The 21,625-nt window shown below is 50.8% G+C and carries 17 protein-coding genes; 9 read left to right on the top strand and 8 right to left on the bottom strand.

Annotated elements, in window-relative coordinates; all coding sequences use genetic code 11:
• Nucleotide 1: 1 nt before the first annotated feature.
• Nucleotides 2-685, bottom strand: coding sequence for a RadC family protein (radC, locus tag B076_RS0101630; protein WP_028485770.1), 684 nt, complete (start codon nucleotides 683-685; stop codon nucleotides 2-4).
• 329 nt (nucleotides 686-1,014) lie between these two features.
• Here radC and B076_RS0101635 point away from each other — a divergent pair, with 329 nt between their 5' ends.
• Nucleotides 1,015-1,410 carry an acyl-CoA thioesterase gene (locus tag B076_RS0101635; RefSeq protein ID WP_028485771.1) on the top strand — a complete coding sequence of 132 codons (396 nt, stop codon included), beginning with the start codon at nucleotides 1,015-1,017 and terminating at the stop codon, nucleotides 1,408-1,410.
• Nucleotides 1,411-1,605: 195 nt separating this feature from the next.
• Here the strand turns inward: B076_RS0101635 and B076_RS11765 are convergent, their stop codons facing one another.
• Nucleotides 1,606-5,067 carry a mechanosensitive ion channel domain-containing protein gene (locus B076_RS11765; RefSeq protein WP_051347102.1) on the bottom strand — a complete coding sequence of 1,154 codons (3,462 nt, stop codon included), beginning with the start codon at nucleotides 5,065-5,067 and terminating at the stop codon, nucleotides 1,606-1,608.
• Between the two features lie 340 nt (nucleotides 5,068-5,407).
• Here B076_RS11765 and B076_RS12885 point away from each other — a divergent pair, with 340 nt between their 5' ends.
• The 4 genes from B076_RS12885 to B076_RS0101665 all read left to right on the top strand — a co-directional run bounded on the left by B076_RS12885 (nucleotide 5,408) and on the right by B076_RS0101665 (nucleotide 9,808).
• Nucleotides 5,408-5,848 (top strand): c-type cytochrome, encoded by a 441-nt coding sequence (locus B076_RS12885; RefSeq protein WP_051347103.1) that lies wholly within the window; start codon nucleotides 5,408-5,410, stop codon nucleotides 5,846-5,848.
• 2 nt (nucleotides 5,849-5,850) lie between these two features.
• Nucleotides 5,851-7,200 (top strand): FAD-dependent oxidoreductase, encoded by a 1,350-nt coding sequence (locus tag B076_RS0101650; protein WP_038150331.1) that lies wholly within the window; start codon nucleotides 5,851-5,853, stop codon nucleotides 7,198-7,200.
• Between the two features lie 280 nt (nucleotides 7,201-7,480).
• Nucleotides 7,481-8,542, top strand: a complete 1,062-nt coding sequence (locus B076_RS12890; protein ID WP_051347104.1) for a c-type cytochrome — start codon at nucleotides 7,481-7,483, stop codon at nucleotides 8,540-8,542.
• Nucleotides 8,543-8,545: 3 nt separating this feature from the next.
• On the top strand, nucleotides 8,546-9,808 hold the full coding sequence (locus B076_RS0101665) for an FAD-dependent oxidoreductase (protein ID WP_038150333.1): 1,263 nt from the start codon (nucleotides 8,546-8,548) through the stop codon (nucleotides 9,806-9,808).
• A 322-nt stretch (nucleotides 9,809-10,130) separates the two neighbouring features.
• On the opposite strand, the gene B076_RS0101670 is transcribed toward B076_RS0101665, so the two are convergent.
• Entirely contained in the window at nucleotides 10,131-10,631 is a 501-nt protein-coding gene (locus tag B076_RS0101670; RefSeq protein ID WP_028485775.1) for a helix-turn-helix transcriptional regulator, read from the bottom strand.
• Between the two features lie 124 nt (nucleotides 10,632-10,755).
• Between B076_RS0101670 and coaBC the strand changes: the two genes are divergently transcribed.
• The 3 genes from coaBC to betT all read left to right on the top strand — a co-directional run bounded on the left by coaBC (nucleotide 10,756) and on the right by betT (nucleotide 15,318).
• The gene (coaBC, locus tag B076_RS0101675) at nucleotides 10,756-11,967 is read left to right on the top strand and encodes a bifunctional phosphopantothenoylcysteine decarboxylase/phosphopantothenate--cysteine ligase CoaBC (protein ID WP_028485776.1); all 1,212 of its coding nucleotides are present in this window, start codon (nucleotides 10,756-10,758) and stop codon (nucleotides 11,965-11,967) included.
• A 146-nt stretch (nucleotides 11,968-12,113) separates the two neighbouring features.
• The gene (locus tag B076_RS0101680; protein ID WP_028485777.1) at nucleotides 12,114-13,235 is read left to right on the top strand and encodes a hypothetical protein; all 1,122 of its coding nucleotides are present in this window, start codon (nucleotides 12,114-12,116) and stop codon (nucleotides 13,233-13,235) included.
• Between the two features lie 103 nt (nucleotides 13,236-13,338).
• Complete coding sequence (gene betT / locus B076_RS0101685; protein WP_028485778.1) at nucleotides 13,339-15,318, top strand: choline BCCT transporter BetT; 1,980 nt, start codon at nucleotides 13,339-13,341, stop codon at nucleotides 15,316-15,318.
• 35 nt (nucleotides 15,319-15,353) lie between these two features.
• Here betT and B076_RS0101690 read toward each other — a convergent pair whose 3' ends face one another.
• Nucleotides 15,354-15,989: a YchE family NAAT transporter gene (locus B076_RS0101690; RefSeq protein ID WP_028485779.1), complete on the bottom strand. Its 636-nt coding sequence runs from the start codon at nucleotides 15,987-15,989 to the stop codon at nucleotides 15,354-15,356.
• Nucleotides 15,990-16,253: 264 nt separating this feature from the next.
• On the opposite strand from B076_RS0101690, the gene chrA reads away from it, so the two are divergent.
• Nucleotides 16,254-17,516: a chromate efflux transporter gene (chrA, locus tag B076_RS0101695; RefSeq protein WP_245566296.1), complete on the top strand. Its 1,263-nt coding sequence runs from the start codon at nucleotides 16,254-16,256 to the stop codon at nucleotides 17,514-17,516.
• A 148-nt stretch (nucleotides 17,517-17,664) separates the two neighbouring features.
• On the opposite strand, the gene B076_RS0101700 is transcribed toward chrA, so the two are convergent.
• The 4 genes from B076_RS0101700 to B076_RS0101715 form a co-directional block, all read right to left on the bottom strand.
• Nucleotides 17,665-19,008, bottom strand: a complete 1,344-nt coding sequence (locus tag B076_RS0101700; RefSeq protein WP_028485781.1) for an MFS transporter — start codon at nucleotides 19,006-19,008, stop codon at nucleotides 17,665-17,667.
• A 52-nt stretch (nucleotides 19,009-19,060) separates the two neighbouring features.
• Entirely contained in the window at nucleotides 19,061-19,954 is an 894-nt protein-coding gene (locus B076_RS11780) for an SMP-30/gluconolactonase/LRE family protein (RefSeq protein WP_051347105.1), read from the bottom strand.
• A 108-nt stretch (nucleotides 19,955-20,062) separates the two neighbouring features.
• Nucleotides 20,063-20,716, bottom strand: a complete 654-nt coding sequence (gene trhA, locus B076_RS0101710) for a PAQR family membrane homeostasis protein TrhA (RefSeq protein WP_028485782.1) — start codon at nucleotides 20,714-20,716, stop codon at nucleotides 20,063-20,065.
• A 90-nt stretch (nucleotides 20,717-20,806) separates the two neighbouring features.
• A complete protein-coding gene (locus B076_RS0101715) occupies nucleotides 20,807-21,577 on the bottom strand; it encodes a pseudouridine synthase (protein WP_028485783.1) in 771 nt (256 codons plus the stop codon).
• Between the last annotated feature and the right edge of the window lie 48 nt (nucleotides 21,578-21,625).

Raw genomic sequence — 21,625 nt, forward strand, 5'->3', positions numbered from 1 at the left:
GTTAGTCGGACATTTGATTATGTTGCGCCAGAGAATGCCAGCGTCCGAAATCGCCGAGAATGACATGATCGAGACAGCGTACATCAATCAGCGCCAGTGCCTGACTCAGGGTTTGGGTCAATTCCAGATCGCTTTGGCTGGGGGTCGGGTCTCCGGACGGGTGGTTATGGGTCAAAATGACCGCCGCCGCATTGGCGTTCAATACGGCTTTGACCACCTCGCGCGGATGCACACTCGCTTGGTTTAGAGTGCCGGTGAACAGGACTTCAAACTGAATCAGATGATGCTGCTGGTCAAGCAAAAGCACACCGAACTGTTCGCGTTGCTGAAAACCAATGATGTGGGTCAGATAGTGGGCGACCGCTTCAGGGTCGGTGAAGGCGTCGCCTTTTTGCAGGCCCGATTCAAAGTGGCGGCGCGACATCTCCAGCACGGCTTTGAGCTGTACGAATTTGGCTTGCCCCAATCCTTTGGCCTGGCAGAATTCGCTTTCATCGGAATTCAGCAAGGCGTGCAGGCTGCCGAAGTGGTCCAGTAAGTTTTGCGCCAACTCCACCGCGCTTAACCCTTTGACGCCGACGCGCAGAAAAATCGCCAGCAGTTCGGCATCCGATAAGGTGGTTGGGCCGAAACGCAGCAGTTTTTCCCGGGGGCGGTCGTGTTCGTGCCAATCGCTAATTGCCATAGAGCCGCATCGCTTTTTGGATTAAGATAAACTTAAGGGCATCTCAATTAACCCCTGATTGATTCTGGCAACGCCAAGTTTGTCAGATCAAGGCGTGAAGGTGAAGTAATGTCTAGACATTACAAAGCTTCACAACACCGAGTTGGCCAATTTGGCTAAGCCCCTTTGGGCGGGACTTAAAGACCACTTCTTCGTTGTTGTAAATCTTGATCTTAGAAGGGCTAAGGTCGGCAATTTACGCCTAGAATAAGCGGCCTTTAAGTCCCGCAGAATTCAACCAGGGGTTGATTGAGGTGCCCTTATCTTAAAAGTGGCAGGGAGATAGGTCAATGTTTAAATATCCGATGCGCGTGCGTGATTACGAATGTGATGTGCAACGTGTGGTCAATAACAGCGTATATCAGAATTATTTTGAGCATGCGCGGCACGAGTTCCTGCTTTTAAAAGGTGTTGATTTCTCGGCGTTGGCGGAGCTGGAAGTGAACTTGATGGTGACGCGGGTGGAGCTTGATTTCAAACGTCCACTCAGGCCCAAAGACAATTTTTATGTGACCGTGGAAGTCGAAAAAGTCTCGCGCATTCAATACGCCTTTATTCAGCATATCCACCATCATGAAAACGATCAGTTGATGGTGTCGGCACGCACCCTGGGGGTGGCGGTCAATGCAAAAGGTCGCCCGATGGCGTCGCCGCATTTGGATCAATTGCTGGTAGAGTCTGAATAATTCGATTAGAGAGCTTTGCACGAGTGGGGCGCGAAAGAAAAATGAGGAAAAAATTGGCGGATTGAGGCGGAAAACGCAGCTAATAGCTGGCTATTAGCAAGTTGTCGCCCAACAGAAGTGCCCTTGGGGTACAACAAAAATCAGATGATTTTTAACCATTTTTATTCGTGCAACCATCTCGTGCAAAGCTCTCGATTAATCCGCCGGGTTCGGGCTTTGTTGAGTTGGCGACGGCTTGGAATCGGCTTTGCTTAGGCGAATTTCCAGCGGTTTGGAGGCGTCCAGATGCACATCGCGCTGCGGGAATGCGATGACAATGCCGGCCTGGTTGAGCTTGTCGTTGATCAGACTGTTCAGTTCCGAGCGGATAACCAAGTGGTTGTCCAAATCTTCCACAAAAACACGCAAAGTCAAATTTAAGGCGTTGTCGCCGAACTGCTCGAAAATGACCGACGGTTCCGGGTCTTTTAATACGCCTGGGTGCTCGTCAGCTGCCTGTTTGATGAGCTTGAGTGCCAGTTCCACATCGCTGCCGTAAGCTATGCCGACATCGATTTTGACACGTATCACCTGATCGGTAAGCGACCAGTTGATGAACTGTCCGGTGATGATCTGTTTATTGGGAATCACCAGTTCCTGACGATCCCAATTGACGATGGTGGTGGCGCGGATGCGGATTTTGGAAACCTTTCCGGAAACGCCGTCTACCGTGACGATGTCGCCCACACGCATCGGCTGTTCAAACAGCAAAATCACCCCGCTGACAAAGTTGGCGACAATTTCCTGCAAGCCAAACCCCAAACCGACCGAGAGCGCGGCCACCAACCATTGAATGTTGGACCATTCGATTCCCAGTGCGCGGAAAATCATCACAAAGCCGATGATGACAATCACATATTGCGTCAGCGAGGTGATGGCGTAACGTGCGGCACCGCTGATGGGCAGATGTTTGAGCAGGGTGAATTCAAGCAGGCCTGGCAGGTCTTTGGAAAGCAGCAAGGTCAAGGCCCCGAGTGCCACGCCCAAAACCAAGTCGCCCAGGGTCAGCGGTACTTGTTGCATAACGCCGTCCACCAGTTGCGACTTGGTCAAAGACAACGTACTGTCGCTGATCAGGTTCAAGGCTGGCAAGACGTCGCGCCACAAAAACCACACGCCGAACAGAAGGGCGAGGAGGTAGGCCAGATTGAGCGCCTGACGCACCTGATTGCTGAGTTTGCTGTAATCCATTTCCGGTTCTTCAATGGAAGGAAGCTCGGCGGAATTGGCGCTCTCTTCTTTGGACTGGATCCTCTGTTCCTGCAGGGCTTGACGTTTTTTCAGACGTTCTGCGTATTCGAGTTTGCGTTCCGACAGGTACAGGCTTCGTAACAGCAGTTCTCGCAATACATAGACCAGCAGAATCAATCCCAGAGTCCAGTTGAAGCGTTCGGCAATGACCAGAGCGGTATAGAAATAGCCGTAAACCGTGGTCCAGATCAAGAACAGCGGCAGAGCCAGCATGAGTGGAAACCAGAGGAAGTGCAGTTGCAACCAGGCTTTGGATTGGGGAAGATTTTTAAAGTCGCGCATGATTTCGCTGCGGGGTGACCATAAACGATAGAAAAGCAGCGTCAATCCAGCCATCAGGGCGATGAAGGCGAAACGTCCCAGCATTTGGCGGTCGGCGGGGCTACTGCTGTCGGTGTTGAGGTCAATGAGCAGCACCATAATGGCCCCAAACGGGATGGCCCAGCGCAGTTCGCGTTGAATGCTTTGGCGGACGCTGGCACGCCAGTGAAAGTGGTGTTCGGCCAGCCCGTGTTCTCGACAGATCTGATTGAGCGTGGAAAGCACGAATACCAGAATTCCGGCATCGATGAGTCCTTTAGTCAGGTTTTGCGTGTAGTCGGAAGACGAGTCGATTTGGGTGAATAAGACGGCCATTCCAAGCAGTATAAAGGGGAAAAGCATGCTCAGCCCCAAGGTATAAGCGGTGGCCTGCAAAGAGTACAGGAAGGAGTCGGTACGAATGGAGCGGACCTTTTCCGCGACTCTTTTCAACCCATTAATGTAACGCCCTCTGAAATACGTCAAGAGTCCAAGCAGCAGTAGCCAAATGATAATATACGGCTGCTGTGTGTTCAGTACCTTAGAGGTGTCGTGTGCCAGTGCGGTTAGATTTTTGCCCGATAAAAACCATTCCAGGCTCTGGGTCAGGGCCTGAGCCGAAAACAGACCGCTGACTCCGACATTGGGCAGCCACAGCAGGTGTTCGTTTAAAAACCGGGTATAGCTGTCAGTTTGGTCTTGCAGTTGTGTGTACACGGAATTCAGTTCGGAGAGTTTGCTGATGTAGTTCGGGTAGAGGTTTTGCAACTCTTTGGCTGCAGTCAAATAGGTTTCATGCAGCATCTTGGCTCGGGCTTGCAAGGCCGCCAGTTCTTCTGAAATGACTGAATTTTCTGATTCGTCCAGTAATGCCTGCACGATTTCTGCATCGTTTTGTTGGGCGAATTCGCGCAGGTTTTCATTCAGCAATAATTGATTGAGCACGGCGTGATTGATTCGGTCTTTGATCTTTAAGGCTTCTGAGTCGCTGACGCTCACCGAGGAGATGGTTTCCAGACGTTTGTGTAACACCTGAGCGATGGTTTCGCGCGAACCCTGTAACTCGACAATCTGTTTGTCGCGTTCAAAATGGGTTTTCAGTGTGGCGATGGCTTCATTGCTGGCGTTGGTTTTACGGTCAACCTGTTTTTCATAATCGATCAGGTCGGCTTTTTCCTGTTGAATCTGGATGGTTTTTTGCTGCAGCTCATAGAGAGGATCATTTTTTGAAAGCGAGGTGCCCATAGCCTGCTTAAGGTCTTCGGCTGCCTGTTTGGCTTTATCGCTTTGCAGAGCCGCTTGTAATTTTTCAACCTTATCGAGCAGTCCGACTTTGCGAGTTGACAGGTAGTCGCGTTCGGTTTGTGCCAGTTCCGTCAAAATGCTCATGTTGTCGATTTGATAGTTCAAACGTTTGAGGTTTTGTTCCAGCAGTTGCTGGCGCGCTTGCAATAACATCAGCTGGATGCGTGATTCCAATGATTGCGCGTTTTCGATTTGTTTGGCTTTAACACTCTCTTGCAGTTGATTCAGCGTTCTTTTGAGTTCCACGATTTGTTGAGCGCCGTCAGTCGCCAGCAAGAGGTATTGCCCTAGAACCTTATCCAGCCGTAGCAGGTCTTGATTAGCCTTCTCCAGTGTTTTTTCCGCTTGATTTAAAGACGCATCCAAGTTTGCAGGTGTGCTTTCGAGAAAAGCCTCGGGTGCGCTTTGAGAGTCGACTTTTTCCAGTTGTTTTTGCGAGGCTTTTAAATCCGCCAGACGTTGTTTGGCATGGGTGACACTGTGGTGGAGCAGGGTGAGTTCCTGACGATATTTATGAGAATCGGCAATCCACTGACTGGCCTTTTCAAGTTCAAGTTCCAGACCTTTTTTGTCATCGTCGGAAAGTTTGTCTGACTGTGTGAGTTCCTGTTGGAGCAGGCTGATATCCGAGGAGTTCAACAGACTGTTTAACGCACTGGACTCTGTTATGGAAGGAGCCGGCTCGGCGGCACTGGCGGGCAGAACGTGAGCGAACAGAAAACCAATTAAGGCTAGAAAAACAGAGGTTATGATCGGTTTCATACGCGCACTCTCACAAAAGGTGAACAATCGTCTTAACCCATTGTTGCATCATTAGGCAACCAGGCTTCTGGGACAGAGTTATTGTAAACACGAACGCTCCAAAAAGACACGTCTTATCGGCTAAGAGTCAAATTCTGCAGAGGCTGTGCAAAATGAGTTGCAACGATTGTTAATAATACTTTCGGGTGAAGATTTTTTGCCACATCCCGTAAATGGAAAAAACGATACACATAATTTTATTGTGATTATATTGTATGGGGTGTAACTTTTAATCAAATAATAAGTGGTATTAATTAGTTTTGAGTGTGAAGAATAATCGAGTTAGCAGTGAGAGCATGTTATGAACAGTAACCTAAAAAAACGTAATATGAAATTGGGCAGGCCTGCCGTATTGGCGGTGATTGGCTTGTCTTTAAGTGGATGTTTGGATTCGTCTGGTTCGTCAAACGGGGATGATGAGATCAACAGTGGGATTTATTTTGACATTTCTTCGGTTGATTACAGTGCCGTGAGTGTCGATGCCAGTGCGGCGGACTTAGCTTCGGGTGCACGCCTGTTGGCGGCCCAATGTGCTCAGTGTCACGGCACCTACGGGGTGGCCGTACGCGAGTGGCCGGATCTATGGGGCTCAGGTCGGCAGATAGGCAATTGGATGAGCCAGTATCAAGATGTCAATTATGCAGACAATATGATGCATGTGCATGCCTTAGGCTACACCGACGATGAGGTGAACTTATTGAAAACGTATTATCCAAAAATTGCATACAGTGGAGGGCAGTAATCATGAGTAACTCATCCATTGCTATCGAAGTCAGACAGGCGATGTGGTCGCGTCGCGGCTTTTTGAAAGCCGGAGCGGGACTCTTGGCTGGGGTCGCGGGGTTGAATGCTTTGCCTGTTCGAGCCGACGGGCCTTATCGCATTGTTGTGGTAGGCGGGGGATTTGGCGGTGCCACTGCGGCCAAGTACTTTAAACTCTGGGGGCAGGAATCTGGCTTGGATGTGGCGGTGACGCTCATTGAACCCAATGCCAAATACAGCTCCCCGATTTTAAGCGGCATGGTGGTGACACGCCAGTTAGAGATAGACCGTCTCGATTTTGGTTTCGATCGGTTACAGGATGTGCATGGTGTGAGTCTTCTGCAAGACAGTGTCACCGGGATTGATGCTGTTGGCAAAACGGTGACCTTATCGGATGGTTCCACCACTGTGGCTTATGACCGCTTGATTCTCTCACCGGGCATTAGTTTTGTGGATGTGGAAGGCTGGGATACAGATAAGGTTCCGCATGCTTGGAGTGGGCGTGATCAGCTGCAACTTTTGACTCAGCAATTGGCCGATTTCCCGGAAGGGGGAACCTTTGTTTTGAAAGTGCCTGCCGCACCATATCGTTGTCCTCCGGGGCCTTACGAACGGGCCAGCACGGTGGCCGATTATTTGCGCGCCAACAATAAAAACGCACGAGTGGTGGTGTTGGATGCGCAGGCGGACATTGCCGTGGAGCCGGATACTTTCCACGCCTTGTATGACGATTTCGGTGTCGAATACTATGGCAACATTCAGATTGAACGAGTCAATTCAGGCGACGCCGAGGGCAAGAGCAAATCGATTACCTATGTCACCTTGGAAAAAGACATTGACGGTACTGTCATCGGTCAAAGTGCCGAACAGACGATTGAGGCCGATGTGATTAATCTGATTGGCGACCACAAGGCGGCCGATTTGATATTCGATGCCGGTTTGAACGACGGCGGCAACTGGGCGCCGGTGAATCCATTGACCTATGAGTCGACGGTGGCGGGTAAAGAGTTCATTCATATTTTGGGGGATGCTCAGGGCACACCGATCGTCAAAGCGGGTCAGGCCGCCAACAATGAAGCTAAAGTGTGTGTGGATGCCATTCTGCGCACTTTAGGTGGGGATTCGCCTTATGCCACGCCGATCGTCACGGTGGGTTGTTCGGCTCCGGTTACGCAAACCAAGGTCAACTGGGCCGGTAACGTATGGCGTTACAATGATGGAACCTTGAATATGGAAAAGGTGGCGGGCAAGTTTGCACCGGAACCCACGGAAGCCAATTGGCAACCCATGTTGCAATGGGCGCATAACCTGTTTGCGGATAGCTTTGGTTAAAGTCCGATAATTTGTTTAATGCACTCAAAATGAAAGCCGATTCAGACTCGTTTGAATCGGCTTTTTTTATGGTTTTTTATTACGTTTCAATGTTTTTAAAAGATATATTTTACAATCACTTAGGCGTGGTACATATGTCCCATGGGGCATTTGCCCACTGGTTTTTGAAAAAAGTCTTACTTAGGATGGGGTTATTGTTCAAGCAAAGGATGAGCGAAGATTTTTTCGCTATCGAGATGTGTGGACCAATTAATTCAATGGCTGGGTTTAGGAGCGAGTTATGAAAAACCAAAGAGTACCCTTTTTGCTTTCCGGTCTGTCAGCAGCCATGCTGCTGGCGGCCTGTGGGGGGGGAGGTTCGTCCTCCGATTCAATTAATGAGGTCACCACCAGCGGTGCGGTGATCAGCGGTACCGTACCTGGTACCAAGATCGAGGCCTTTTGTGCGGATGGACTTTATTATTCGGTGAACTCAACCGATGACGGCAGCAATGAACATCCCTTTAGTCTAACCGTGTCGTCCGGAGTGGATTGTCATTTGGTCATGACCACCAACGAGCACGATGCTGACAATCGAGTCATTACACCGATTATTATCAACTCCGGTACGGTCAGCAGCGGGGTGCTTAATCTTCAAGCTCCTTTGAATATGGGGTATGTGCCGCTTGCCATGTCCTTGGCGGAAATTGTGGATACCAATGGAGACGGCGTTTCGGATCAACCTTTAGAGGTTGCGCTGACCCTGCCGGATGGCGTGGTGGTACGTGAATTGTCAATCGACCCGTTGGACGACGACAAGGACGGCATTCCAGACAGTTATGACGACGACGATAATGACGGTTTATACAATTCCGAAGACGATGACGATGATAATGACGGCACGCCGGACAGTGAGGATGAAGACCATGACGACCGGGACAGTGACGGGATTGACGATCTGTACGATCGGGATGATGACAATGACGGTCTGACGGATGATGAGGACGACGACGACGATAATGACGGCATCCGAGATGAAGACGATGACGATTATGACGATGATAATGACACCTCTTCCGGTTCGGTGGATTACACACCTGTGAGTGCTTATACCCTATCTGACGGACGTTTATTGGCTTCCCAATGTGCGCAATGTCACGGCACCAATGGTTACTCTGTGAATGAGTGGGATAGCCTGGCTGGCGAATCGGCGGCTGAACTGGTGGAAGAGATGCTGGAAATCCAGAATGGTGAGGAAGCGCCGATCATGCAGGCTCAGGCTCATGGTTACACTCAGAGTGAGATTGAAGCATTAGCGTCTTGGCTGGCCACACAGCCGAGTAGTGAAAGTGAAGAGGATTAAATCATGACAACAAATTTATCGCGTAGAACCTTATTAAAGGCTTTGGGTTTAGGGGCGGCGGCGACGTTGATACCTGCTTTGACACGAGCGGAAGCTCTGCCTCATGTGGTGGTGGTCGGTGGGGGCTTTGCCGGCGCCACCGCCGCGAAATACCTGAAAATGTGGGGCGGAACCAGTGTCGAAGTGACTTTGGTGGAACCTAATACCACCTATGTTTCGCCGATTTTGAGCAATCTGGTGTTAAACCATCAGAGAACCACTTCCGATTTGAGCTTTGACTACACCCATCACAGCACCGTCTACGGCATCAATATGATTCACGACTCGGTGAACGCTATTGATAAAACCAATCAGGTTTTGACGTTGCACGACGGTGTGACTTTGTCTTATGACCGTTTGATTCTGGCCGGGGGTATGGATTTTGTCGACATTCCGGGATTGGATTTCGATAAGGTTCCGCACGCCTGGAAAGCCGGGTTACAAACTAATCTGTTGAAAGATCAGATTGATGCCATGCAGGACGGCGATCATTTTGTGATGACGGTTCCGGCATCACCGTACCGTTGTCCTCCGGGGCCTTACGAGCGAGCCTGTGTGGTGGCGGATTACTTGAAAAACACCAAGGGCTTTGCAAATTGTGAGGTTACGGTTTTGGATGCCAACTCAGCGATAACCGTCGAAGCGGAGACGTTTGGCGCCAAATTTACCGAGTACGGCGTGAATTATCGTCCGAATATCGTCATTTCCAGTGTGGATTCGGATACACGTAGTATTACCTTTAGTGAAAACGGCGGGGCGGCTCAGACTCTGGATGCTGAGGTTTTGAATGTGATCCCTAACCAGAAAGCCGCCAAAATCGTTTTTGATGCGGGCTTGAATTCGGGTAACTGGGCGCCGGTCAATCCGTTGAGTTATGAATCTACGCTGGCCACGAATATTCATATTATCGGCGATTCGCAAGCGACCCCCCAGCCTAAATCGGGGCACATGGGTAACTCTCAGGCCAAGATTTGTGCGGATGCGGTGTTGCGCTCTTTGAATGGCATGGATTTGAATGCCGCGCCCAAAACCAACACCGCCTGTTACAGTCCGGTGTCGGCCACGCACGCTTCCTGGTTGACGGCGGTGTACGAATACAATGCCAGTACCCAAGCGATGCAGTTGGTGCCCGGTGCCGGTTACCCGGCGGCAGGCGCGCCGAGCACCGAGAACTATACTCAAATGTTCAACTGGTCAGGTAACCTGTTTGCCGACACCTTCGCCTGATTTTAAGCCACGTCTATTTGAACAGGCCTGTTGGTTTTTGGGAACCTCTGCACGAATCGGTTTGACTTCTGGCAACGCCAAACGAAGTAAGCGTAGCTAAATTTTCCAGATCAAGGCGTGAAGTTGAAGTAATGTATAGACCTTACAAAACTTCACAACGCAGAGCTGGTAATTTTGGCTAAGCCCCTGCGGGCGGGGCTTAAACCCCACATCTTCGTTGTTGTGACTCTTGACCTTAGAATGACTAAGGTCGGCGAGCCACGCCTAGAATAGGTAGGCTTTAAGTCCCGCAGAAGCTCAAACTGATTCGTGCAGAGGTTCCTTAGTAAATCAGCAGGTCTTCAAAAAAGTAGGCCACCAACTCATGCCGGCCCGACAAGCCGGCTTTTTTGTATAGGTTGGACGCTTGTTGACGTACGGTTTTCTCTTTGGTCTCGCGCACACTGGCGATTTCGTCCAGAGTCAGCCCTTTCAGTAAAAGCAACCCCACCTCTTTTTCGCTGTTGGTGAGTTTCCAATCGTCAAACTGGGTTTGGATGATTCTGGAAAACTCGCCCATCAATTTTTGCGCCTGAAGTTGCGATTCGCTGAGCTCTTTTTGCGTGCTGCTCAAGGACTCCTTTAGGGTTTTAAGCTGTTTGTTCTGTTGCACGCTCCACACCATCAACACCACAAATGCACCGAGGGCGATCAACCCCATAGCAATCTCGACCATGATATGCGGGTTGAGCCCTCCCATGCCTTCCCAGTCATGCAGGACATCCAGAAAAGAGATCAGAAAGATGATGGTGTAGGTCGATAAGCTGAATTTCAAATGGTTCATGGGTTTGCCAATCCTTTAAGCTGTTTCTGGTAGTTTGGCGGCTGTGCTCTTGTGAGAAAGTCCGTCAAAATGACTCTAATATGGGTATCATAATGTCAGTTTACTCACTCAAAATGAAACGAACATGAAAATTTTGCTAGGCGTGACCGGTGGCATTGCCGCTTATAAATCGTTGGAATTGACCCGTTTGTGCATCAAGGCTGGGCATGAAGTACAGGTGGTAATGACCGCCGGGGCCAAAGAGTTCATTCAGCCGCTCTCGTTTCAAGCGCTTTCCGGGCACCCGGTCCGCGACAGTCTGTTCGATGCCAATCAGGAAGCCGGTATGGGGCACATCGAATTGGCGCGGTGGGCCGATCAGATTGTGATTGCCCCGGCCAGCGCGGAAACCCTGGCTAAATTGCGTTTGGGGCGTGCCGATGATCTGCTCACCACTGTATGCTTGGCGACTGACCGTCCGATTATGTTGGCTCCGGCGATGAACCGTTTGATGTGGAGCAACCAGGCGACCCAGGAAAATGTCGAACTTCTGAAGCAGCGCGGTTTTACGTTGTTGCAACCGGACAGTGGCGAACAGGCTTGCGGAGAAGTCGGGGAAGGGCGGATGCCCGAACCGCAGAGCATCTTCGAAGCTTTGCAGGAACTTCAAAAACGCCATTTTGAAAACCAGCAGGCCTGGTCAAAACTGAAGGAACTTTGGACAGGAAAATCGTTACTGGTGACCGCCGGGCCCACTTATGAAGACATCGATCCGGTGCGTTTTATCGGTAATCGCAGTTCCGGAAAAATGGGCTTTTCGATTGCCGACGTGGCGGCCAAGGCCGGCGCAAAAGTCACTTTGATTGCCGGGCCGGTTTCGCTGGCCACTCCATCCGGGGTGGAGCGAATTGATGTGCGTTCAGCGCAGCAGATGTTTGAGGTGGTGCAAACTCATTACGCCCAAGCCGATTGTTTTGTCGGTGCGGCCGCCGTGGCCGATTTCAGACCGGCACAAAGTCAGCAACAGAAGATCAAGAAACGCGCAGGTTTGGAGCAGATGACTCTGGAGCTGGTTAAAAACCCTGACATCATCGCCTGGGTCGCCCAGCAGGACAACAAACCTTTTGTGGTGGGCTTTGCCGCCGAAACCGAAAACGTGGTCGATTACGCCCGAAGCAAGCTTAAAAGCAAACATTTGGACATGATCTGTGCCAATCAGGTCGGAGAAAATCAAGGGTTTGAGCGCGACGATAATTCGCTGACCGTGATCACTGCCAATCATCAGACGACTTTCCCGAACTCATCCAAATTTCAGCAGGCGATGGCTTTGCTGCAAGAAGCCGGACAAAAATTTTAGTCGGCTTCAAAATTCTGTCTTTTTCCGTTGAACTTGTCTTTTTTGTAGCCTTTTCTGAGCATATTAGGCTTCAGTAACGGGTTTGAAACCCTTTGGGTGTTCTGTTAAGGTCTGTTGATAGTCCCTAAACATGAGTCTTTCATTCTATGACACCTTCCCGTCTTTCCTCCTCTTTGACGACTGCCTTATTAATCTCGTTTTCCCCTTTCGCCCTGGCGTCGCACCAGATTACGTTGGGAGCTTGGTACAACTATGCCAATGAAAACGACAATCTTGCGGGTGACGATTACACTAAAAACGGCGACTTTGGGGATGGAGCGGTCATTCTCTATGCGGATGGCGCGGCCGATGAAGGACAGGGAAACTGGTCTTATTCGGCTGAACTGCGTGTAGGTCCTGGCTCATTCAGCGATACTTTAAATAACTCGACTGGTGACGAAGTTTCGTTGCACAAGGCGTGGCTGGGATTGAAATTTGCTGACGATTACAAGCTGATTATCGGTAAAAGTCAGGTGCCTTTTGGTTGGAAAACCACAAACTTCTGGCCGGGGGATATGTTTCAGGCGGGGTATGGCGACCAGATGGATGTTGGTTTGAAGCTGGAGGCACGTAAAGACAAGCTCAATTACAACTTGGCCTATTATGTCCAAGATGACTGGTGGGCAACCAGTACCGATACGACCGATGACAATCGACATTGGGGGTCTTCCACAACGTATCGCAAAGTCGGGACTTTTGTCGCCGATTTGAATATGGCGGTGGCACCCAGTCACAGAGTTGGGCTGTCATTGCAGTCCGGTAAGTTGGAAGACCTGACGTCCGAACGTTCCGACAGCTTGACCAAACTCAATAACCGTAATGAGTCCGACGGGGATCATTCCGCGGCGGTTGTTTACTATAAAGGTGAATTTGGACCGACCTTTGTGAATGCCGAAGTGATTCAGACGCAACGTAAGATGCCGGGTGACTTGGTGAGTGCGGACGGCATCGCCAGCAAATACGAAACCATGCGTTATGCCTTTGAAATCGGACGCAGTGCCGGAGACTGGACTTATTACCTGGATGCCACCTGGGCCGATTCCTCCACCAAAGGCAATGACAACGGCTTGATTGCGGCCTACGCCCCCGGCATTCGATATGATTATGGGCCGGGGTGGATTTATGCCGAATACTTGACCCAAAATGGCTACATCGACCGTTATGGAGATGTTGTGGCGGACGATTATGAATTCAGTGCGGTTTACCTGTCGATGGATTGGTATTACTAGGATTGCACCCAATTAGAGCCATCTTTAAGGGCTTTGTAAGTCAGTTAATGGGTTTACAGAGTGAAGCGACTTCAGCAATACGAATGTAAAAGGTAAGACAAGAATGAGTGAAACGCAAACAACGATTCCAGCCAAACTCAACCCGCCGGTGTTTTACAGCGCTTCCGCTATCATCCTCGCACTGTTGCTTTATGCAGCGATGTTGCCGGGTCATGCCGAAACGACATTCAGTAGCTTGCAGTCGGTTTTAATCGACAATGGAGGCTGGTTTTATATTCTGACCGTGGCCATTATCCTGATTACGGTCGCGTTTCTGGGGCTGTCACGTTATGGTGAGATCAAGCTCGGACCGGATCACTCGTCCCCGGATTATTCAAATATCACCTGGTTCTCCATGCTGTTTTCCGCCGGTATGGGGATTGGTTTGATGTTTTTTGGTGTGGCCGAACCGGTGATGCATTATTTGGCGCCTCCTGTGGCTGAAGAAGGCACGGTTGAAGCCGCGCGTGAGGCCATGCGCATCACCTTCTTTCACTGGGGGTTGCATGCCTGGTCGATTTACGCGATTGTGGCGTTGATTTTGGCTTTTTTCAGTTACCGCCACGGTTTGCCGTTGACCTTGCGTTCTGCTTTATATCCGATAATAGGCGAAAGAATTTATGGACCCATCGGCCATACGGTGGATGTGTTTGCGGTGATTGGCACCGTTTTCGGTATCGCGACGTCACTGGGTTATGGGGTTCTACAGATGAATACCGGTCTGAATTATTTGTTTGGAATCCCGGTCGATACGATTTCGCAGTCTCTGCTGATTGCCGCCGTGACCGCCTTGGCGGCGGTATCGGTTGCCACCGGTCTGGATAAAGGCATCCGTCGTCTCTCGGAACTCAATATGAGCCTGGCCGTTCTGTTGATGTTGCTGGTATTGGTGTTAGGTCCCACGGTCTTCCTGATGCAAGCCTTGATTCAAAATGCCGGTTCCTATGTATCGGATATTGTGCGCGTCACCTTCAATTTGTACGCTTATGAGAAAACCGACTGGATAGGGGGGTGGACGATTTTCTACTGGGCTTGGTGGTTGGCCTGGGCTCCGTTTGTCGGCCTGTTCATTGCACGGGTGTCGCGCGGACGCAGCATTCGCCAGTTCGTGACCGGTGTGCTGTTTGTGCCGGTGGGCTTCAGCATGATGTGGTTTACCTTTTTTGGTAACTCGGCGATCGACATGATCTTGAACCAGTCCATGAACAGTTTGGGCGAGGCGGTCTCCAATGATGTGGCGGTAGCGCTGTTTGTTTTCTTGAATCAATTCCCATTGGGTGAGGTCTTGTCGTTTATTGCCATTGTCATGGTGGTGATTTTCTTTGTGACCTCGGCCGATTCGGGCGCTTTGGTGGTCAATATGCTGTGCTCCAACGGCCGGGACGACACGCCTTTGTGGCAACGTATGTACTGGGTGGTCGGCGTGGGACTGATTGCTGTGATCCTGTTGTTGGCCGGTGGTTTAGGTGCTTTGCAGACCATGACCATCGCCAGTGCCATGCCGTTCTCGGTGGTATTGCTGATGGCCACTTATGGTTTGATCAAAGCGTTGCGCGTCGACATTACCAAACGCGAGAGCTTGCAAGTCAATGTGTCACCTCTAACGGGCAGCAACGACAGCAGCTGGAAAGAACGTTTGCACAACATTGTCGATTATCCGAGCCGTTCGGCGGTGAGCCGTTACATTCAAACGATCGCCAAACCCGCCTGCAAGGAGGTGGCGGAGGAGTTGCGTGCGCAGGATTTGGATGTTGAGGTTGAGAACGAGCCCGATCTCGATCGTGTGCGTTTGATTGTGCATCATGGTGAAGAGGTTGATTTCATTTACGAGGTGCGCAGTCGCTCACATTTGAGACCGGAATTTACTCAAATTGAAGAGCCATCCGAGCAAATTGATGAAAGCGCCCATTATTATCGTGCTGAAATCCACTTGCGGGAAGGGGGTCAGGATTACGATGTGATGGGTTGGTCAAAAACCGCCATCATCAATGACATCATCGATCACTACCATAAGCACATGCACTTCTTGCACGTTTTGCGCTGAGCTTTCCTAACCCGCCCTCTCTTATGGCGGGTTTTTTATTGCGCTAAAATCGGAAACAGACCGCGCAGGCCATTGGCAATGAACTCAACGGCGATGGCGGCCAGTATCAAGCCCATGATTCGGGTGAAGATATTGATGCCGGTGGTGCTACTGTGATTGGTAATCCAAGGCGATAATCTTAACAAACCCCATACGATCAGACCCAACAAAAAAATGCCGAACGCTACCATCAGGTAGTGGCTTGCCGCCGTGGATTTGTGTGCCGCCAGTATCACGGTACTGATGGCTCCGGGACCGGCCAATAGCGGCATAGCCAAAGGCACGATGGCTACGGACTCTTTTTGTTCCGATTCGTAAGCTTCTTCTTTTGTCTGTCTCGCCGGACTGGTTTTACCGTGTAGCATGGAGATCGCCATCAGTAGGATCAGTATTCCGCCTCCGACACGGAAGGAGTCGATGGTGATGCCGAAAAATTGCAGCAGAACTTCGCCAAAAAACAGCGATACCAGCAGGATGCTGATGACGCCGATGGCCACCAGGTTGATGGTGACTTGTCGTTCCTTTTCCGTTTCATCTGCGGTCATGCTGATAAACAGCGGAATCGCACCAACCGGATTGATGATGGCGATTAAACCGATAAAGATTTTGAAATATTCAGCGTAATCCAGCATCGGAATAGCGTCTCCGTTAAAGTCGCAGGGTTGAAAAAGCGCGTGAATGTGCAGATTGTATGGCCGTGTTAGAGAGCATTTTGCCGTTGCTTGTGCATTTAAACAAGTGATATTTGAGAGTTTATTATTCACTTACTTTTTCTCAACGGATTTTCCACTTGGCCGCTAACGGCTCCGCCGACAGGTTCGTGAAATTGTCATATTGGTTGAGTCAGGGTGCATTAAAATTTAGTCATGAATCATGATGAGCAACGGGAAGCGACATTGAAAACAAGCAAATCGACGCCGGATAATTCGGCAGGCCTGGTTTTGGAAGTGTTTTGGCGTTTTTTCCTGCTTGGTTGGGTCAGTTTTGGTGGACCCGCAGCTCATCTGGGTTATTTCAGGCGTGAGTTCGTTACCCAACGCGCTTGGCTGGATGAAGCGCATTATGTGCGTTTGGTGGCGTTAAGCCAGTTTCTGCCCGGCCCGGGTTCCAGTCAGGTGGGCTTTGCGATCGGCTTGCACCGCGCCGGTTTTTGGGGCGGCTGGGCGGCTTTTTTGGGGTTTACGTTACCATCGTTTTTTTTATTGCTGTTTGTGGCTTTGTATCAACCCGATTCAACCAACCGTTTTGTTGTTGAAGTGATTAACAGCTTAAAGCTTATGGCGGTGGTGGTGGTCGCCGATGCCGTCTACGGCATGGCACGCAGTTTCTGTCGTAGCCCTTTTACCCGGGTTCTGGCCTTGTTGACGGCACTGTGGATGTGGTGGTTTCCCGGATTACTCATGCAAATTGCCGCTCTGATCTTGGCGGGCTTATTGGGGGCTTTGGCTTTTAAACTGAAACAAATCGTACCTCAGTCAGAGCTGGCTCAGCAGAAGAAGACAGCGCAGTCAGACGATGCTCCTGCAAGTGCGTTTAAAAAGTCGGCTAAGTTGGGGATGTGGGTGTTTGCCGGTCTTTTCGTGGCCACCCTTTTGCCTTCCCTGACAGGCCTGTTCAATTCTAATGCCTCTGAGTCACTTTGGATCTTGTTTGGCCATTTTTATCAGGCCGGTAGTTGGGTGTTCGGCGGTGGTCATGTGGTGTTGCCGCTGTTGCAGAGTGGTCTGCAAGGTCAAGTGAGTGAGGATGTGTTTTTGAGCGGTTATGCCATGGCGCAAGCCGTGCCCGGTCCGATGTTTACCTTGGCCACTTATTTGGGTGCCATGGTCTGGCCACAAGCGCCCATTTTGGGCGCAGTGACAGCAACTTTGGGGGTGTTTCTTCCGGGGCTTTTGCTGGTGCTGGCATTGAACTCTGTGTGGACGCAGTCGGCGCACCGTCCGGCTTTGGCGAGCAGCATGACAGCGGTGAATGCCGCCGTGGTGGGGTTGTTGTTGGCGGTCTTTGTGCAACCGGTTTGGAGCTCGGCGGTGCACAGCGGCTTGGATCTGTTATGGGTCGTGTTGGGCCTGCTTTGGCTGCGTGGGTATCATGGGTCGGTTTTGTGGTTGGTCGGGGGCTTTATCGTGCTGGGCTTGTTGACTGCTTGGCTGGGCTGATTCCCATCAAAAAAACGGCCAGCCAATCTTCTGATCCTGAGCTTTATAGCGTGAATCAGAAGCTGGATGGAAACCGCTTGATATGGGTCAAGGTCTTCTTATTTTCATGAATCAGCGAGTTTTGTGTGTGAGCATGGTCGGCTTTGTGTCACTCACTGACATCCCGCAAATTTCCATTCCACCAAGCGGCCAACAAAGCCACCAGACTTAAGGTGAGAATCACGAAATGAACTGAAATCCAATCGGCCAGCAAGCCAACTAAACCACCTAAAAGCATTGCGCACCCGATAACGGTGTTGCTCAATGCAACGTAGGTGGCGCGAGTCTTTTCATTGGCCAGGTCGACCAGGTATACCTTGCGGCCCAGGCGCACACCGCCATGAAAGACGGTAATCAGGAAGAAAAACGTAGCGTGTGTGAGCGGGTGATTCAACCAGTTGCTGTTGAGTTCCACCAAGCCGAAGAGCAGCATGCCGAGTACGCCCACTAATAATGACGCCAGCATCATCACAAAGCGGCTTGAACGATCCCCCAGTTTTCCCCAGAGCGGTGCACTGACCATGCTGGCGATGCCGCTACTGATGATCAGCATCCCAAATCCGGTCAGTTCACCGGCACTGTATTGCTGGGCTAGCAGAATGTAGAACGGGGGCACCAGTGCACTGCTGAGCAGCAAGATGCGGCCAATCACATAGTGGCGAAACGGTTTGTCGGTTTTGAGGAGCCCAAAACTTCCAAAAGCCACACTGATTGCATTACCTCCGCCCTCGGTGGCCCCATCGTGTTCATTGATGCCGGCAAAGAAGGCCAGGGCAACAAACCAAAGCACCCCGCCCAATAACAATAACCACGCCAGTAGTTCCACCGGAGGAGTGGCATTGAAAAACTCAATATATAGCCCAACCGCCAAGGTGGCCAGGCCGGCCAATCCTGCACTTAACCCCATTAAGGTGCCGCGTCGACCTTTGGAAACGGTTTTACCTAAGACATCTTTGGCGGACACAGAACACAGTCCGCGTGCCAGACTGAATATCACCAATGCAGCCAATAATGCCCAGCCCGCGACGCTTCCGGTGAAAGTAGTCGCAGTCAGAGCCATGGCCAATAAGGCGATGCCGGACAGCCCAGCACCCAGTAGCCAGACCCCTTTACGTTTGGGGCGGTGCCGAACCGCAGCGGCAACAAACAGTTGAGGCAAAAGGACGCCAGCCTCACGAATGGGAACCAAAAAACCCACTAATGCGGCCGGTGCGCCGAGGGCACCCATCAACCAAGGTAAAATCAATTTTGCGCTGGCAAGCTCATCGGCGATTTTGCCAAGGAAGTTGGCGACCAGGTAAGCAAAAAAGTTTCGTGGCTGATGGCGACAGGCCTGATCGGGGATTTCTTTACAGATTCGGGCATCCTCATCTCCGGTGACCCATTCAAAGGCTTGAGTCAGCCTTTGATGGCTGGGTGGTTTCGAGTTGGAATCTGCATTGGGTGAGATCATGGTGCTTGGTCGCCGCCTATTTTATGTGTTGCCAGCCGTCTCAATATTTCATTCAGTTTAAGGGGTGAATTAAAATCTCATTCTTTAGAAACAAAGGAATCAGCAGGCGGTTGCGTTTGCTGTCGTAGCCAAGATCCGCGGGCGATTCCAAACCGTCTGTAATCGTATCTATTGTGTAGTCACCATTGATGGCAAAAATCGATTTGGCCGCCCAGCTGGAGGTGATGATGCGTCCGTCATCCAGTTTCAGCAAACCATCAAGGCGGTTGTAGGGCAAGGTCATAAGCGCCTGGGTACCGCCTTGCTCATCAAGAAAATACACCTGGCCACTTCCTAAGGTGACCATGATGATGTTTTCCCCATCGGCGATGACTCCGTTTGGATGGCCGAGCGAACCGCTTCTTAATTGTTGCACTTGACCATCGGTTGCGATGCGATAGAGGGCATCGGTTCCGGATGGTTTAAAGCCGGGCGCCATGCCGCTGTCGGTTGCATAGAGACTGTTTTCCCCAGCCACGCTCAGTCCGTTCATAAAAGTGCTGCCTGCAACAGGAATGTCTGTTAATTGCTGACCGTCCGGCAGTGAGAAAACACGGATGCGATCGATGTCGGCGATGTACAGTCGGTGATTCAGAATCGCCATGCCTTTGGGCGCATTCAGGGCCGTTTCTTCGGATTCGCCATCCAGCCATTTGAGTTCACTTACCTGGCCATCCGGCGTGACTTTGGAGATGAAGCCGTTGTCGTCCTTTGCGAATGGACTGCCGTTGATATTGGCGACTAGATACACATCCTCGTCGGCGTAATACTCCATGGATTCGGGCGTGGCGAAACCGGCATCCTTGATCAGAATCGATTCGGCGGTATCCGCCCAGGCCGAGAAAGAAGTGAGGGCTAATAAAAGACCGCTTAACAAAAATTGATGGGGAGCAGATTTGATGTGCATTGCAGTTTCTCCAAATGTGTTAGACAAAAGCTTTCAGACATGAGCCTATTTTGAGTATTTCATTGTGCCATTTTTTGGCAAAGGTGTGCTCGACATTAAGGCGTTTTTTTAGACCGCGTACCAAACTGCAAAATAGTGGCTGAAACTGCCGCCCAGTACAAACAGGTGCCAGATCAGATGGCCATAAGGCAGGCGCGAATCGGTCAGGTAAAACAGGATGCCGAAACTGTAGCAAAGCCCGCCCGCCAAAAGCCACAATAATCCCGTGGTCGCCACATTCTCCATAAGCGGCTGGATTGCGATGACAATCATCCACCCCATCAGCAAATAGAGGGCATTGTAAAAAATAGGGCGGGTGGCGCCGTCGAACAGCTTGAGCACGATCCCGATCAATGCCAGTCCCCAGATAATACCAAACAGCGTCCAGCCCCATGCACCGTTCAGAAGACCCAAGGTGAAAGGGGTGTAGGTTCCGGCAATCAGCAGGAAAATCAGCGAGTGGTCAATCGCCTGAAAGATCCGTTTGGCTCTACCCGGTGGCATGGCATGATAAAGCGTGGAACTCAAATACAGTAGTATCAGCGTTGCGCAGAAAATGCTGACTCCCACCAAATAACCGATATTTTCAACATCGGCGGCGTGGATTATCAGCAGCGGCGTTCCCACGATTGCGGCCAGCACACCCAGGCCGTGACTCAGGCTGTTGGCCATTTCCTCGTTTTTGGATTGAGGTCGATCTTTATCTGCATTTATGGTCAGCATATTGGATTCCTGACAAGGCTGAAATTAAAGTGTAACGATTATTATCGACAAGTGCCACTCTGAAACTCAGGACGGGGAATTCGACTTTTCTTACAGGGTCGGCTGAACAGGGAGTGAGGCCAGCTCAGAGGCGATTTCGCAACGAGGATGAACGGTGCTGATGTGTTTGAGTTCTTGTTGGCTCAGCGCGCGGCTTTCTCCGGGTGCGAGAGCCGGGTCGAGGGCCAGGTTGCCAATGGATTGGCGATGCAGTTTGACCACCGGATTACGAAAACGCCCGAACATACGTTTGATTTGATGATATTTGCCTTCTTGCAAAGTCACCAAAGCGTCGAATTCGGAAAGAATCTGTAATTGAGCAGGCCTGGTGATAATGTCTTCGTAGGCGAAATGCATGCCTTGCTGGAAAGCGCTGATGTAGTCTTCATTCAGCGGGTTCTGAAGAGTGACATGGTAGGTTTTGGATACTTTGCTTTCGGGGGCCGTCAGGTGTCTGGACCAGCGTCCGTCGTTGGTCAGCAGCATCAAGCCGGAAGTGTAGCGGTCCAGGCGACCGACCATATGCAGGCCTGCACGTTGATTTTCGGGCAGCAAATCCAGTATGGTGCGGTGTTGATCATCTTTGGTGGCGCTGACCACGCCTATGGGCTTGTGCAACATCAGATAACGCGGTTGATTGTCCTGTAACGTCTGTCCGTCGACTTGCACAAAAGAGAAGGCATCGATGGTTTGTTGCACGCTGATTGCCAGACATCCATCCACCCAAATTCTGTTCTGCGCCAGCATGAGTTTGACACCCCGGCGGTTGATGGTGAGTTTGGCGCTTATAAAACGGTCTAAGCGTGTGCGTTTTGATGGCATCGTTTGATTGTCTACCTGCAAAGAATGTGTGTGTTGATTTCGGTATTA

Source organism: Thiomicrorhabdus chilensis DSM 12352, from assembly GCF_000483485.1.
GTDB classification, from domain to species: Bacteria; Pseudomonadota; Gammaproteobacteria; order Thiomicrospirales; family Thiomicrospiraceae; genus Thiomicrorhabdus; species Thiomicrorhabdus chilensis.

Coding starts and splice junctions, on each gene's coding strand:
- B076_RS11780 (WP_051347105.1), bottom strand. CDS start 19,954: ATGCACATCAAATCTGCTCCCCATCAATTTTTGTTAAGCGGTCTTTTA.
- coaBC (WP_028485776.1), top strand. CDS start 10,756: ATGAAAATTTTGCTAGGCGTGACCGGTGGCATTGCCGCTTATAAATCG.
- B076_RS0101715 (WP_028485783.1), bottom strand. CDS start 21,577: ATGCCATCAAAACGCACACGCTTAGACCGTTTTATAAGCGCCAAACTC.
- trhA (WP_028485782.1), bottom strand. CDS start 20,716: ATGCTGACCATAAATGCAGATAAAGATCGACCTCAATCCAAAAACGAG.
- betT (WP_028485778.1), top strand. CDS start 13,339: ATGAGTGAAACGCAAACAACGATTCCAGCCAAACTCAACCCGCCGGTG.
- radC (WP_028485770.1), bottom strand. CDS start 685: ATGGCAATTAGCGATTGGCACGAACACGACCGCCCCCGGGAAAAACTG.
- B076_RS0101650 (WP_038150331.1), top strand. CDS start 5,851: ATGAGTAACTCATCCATTGCTATCGAAGTCAGACAGGCGATGTGGTCG.
- B076_RS11765 (WP_051347102.1), bottom strand. CDS start 5,067: ATGAAACCGATCATAACCTCTGTTTTTCTAGCCTTAATTGGTTTTCTG.
- B076_RS0101635 (WP_028485771.1), top strand. CDS start 1,015: ATGTTTAAATATCCGATGCGCGTGCGTGATTACGAATGTGATGTGCAA.
- B076_RS0101690 (WP_028485779.1), bottom strand. CDS start 15,989: ATGCTGGATTACGCTGAATATTTCAAAATCTTTATCGGTTTAATCGCC.
- B076_RS0101670 (WP_028485775.1), bottom strand. CDS start 10,631: ATGAACCATTTGAAATTCAGCTTATCGACCTACACCATCATCTTTCTG.
- B076_RS0101665 (WP_038150333.1), top strand. CDS start 8,546: ATGACAACAAATTTATCGCGTAGAACCTTATTAAAGGCTTTGGGTTTA.
- B076_RS12885 (WP_051347103.1), top strand. CDS start 5,408: ATGAACAGTAACCTAAAAAAACGTAATATGAAATTGGGCAGGCCTGCC.
- B076_RS0101700 (WP_028485781.1), bottom strand. CDS start 19,008: ATGATCTCACCCAATGCAGATTCCAACTCGAAACCACCCAGCCATCAA.
- B076_RS12890 (WP_051347104.1), top strand. CDS start 7,481: ATGAAAAACCAAAGAGTACCCTTTTTGCTTTCCGGTCTGTCAGCAGCC.
- B076_RS0101680 (WP_028485777.1), top strand. CDS start 12,114: ATGACACCTTCCCGTCTTTCCTCCTCTTTGACGACTGCCTTATTAATC.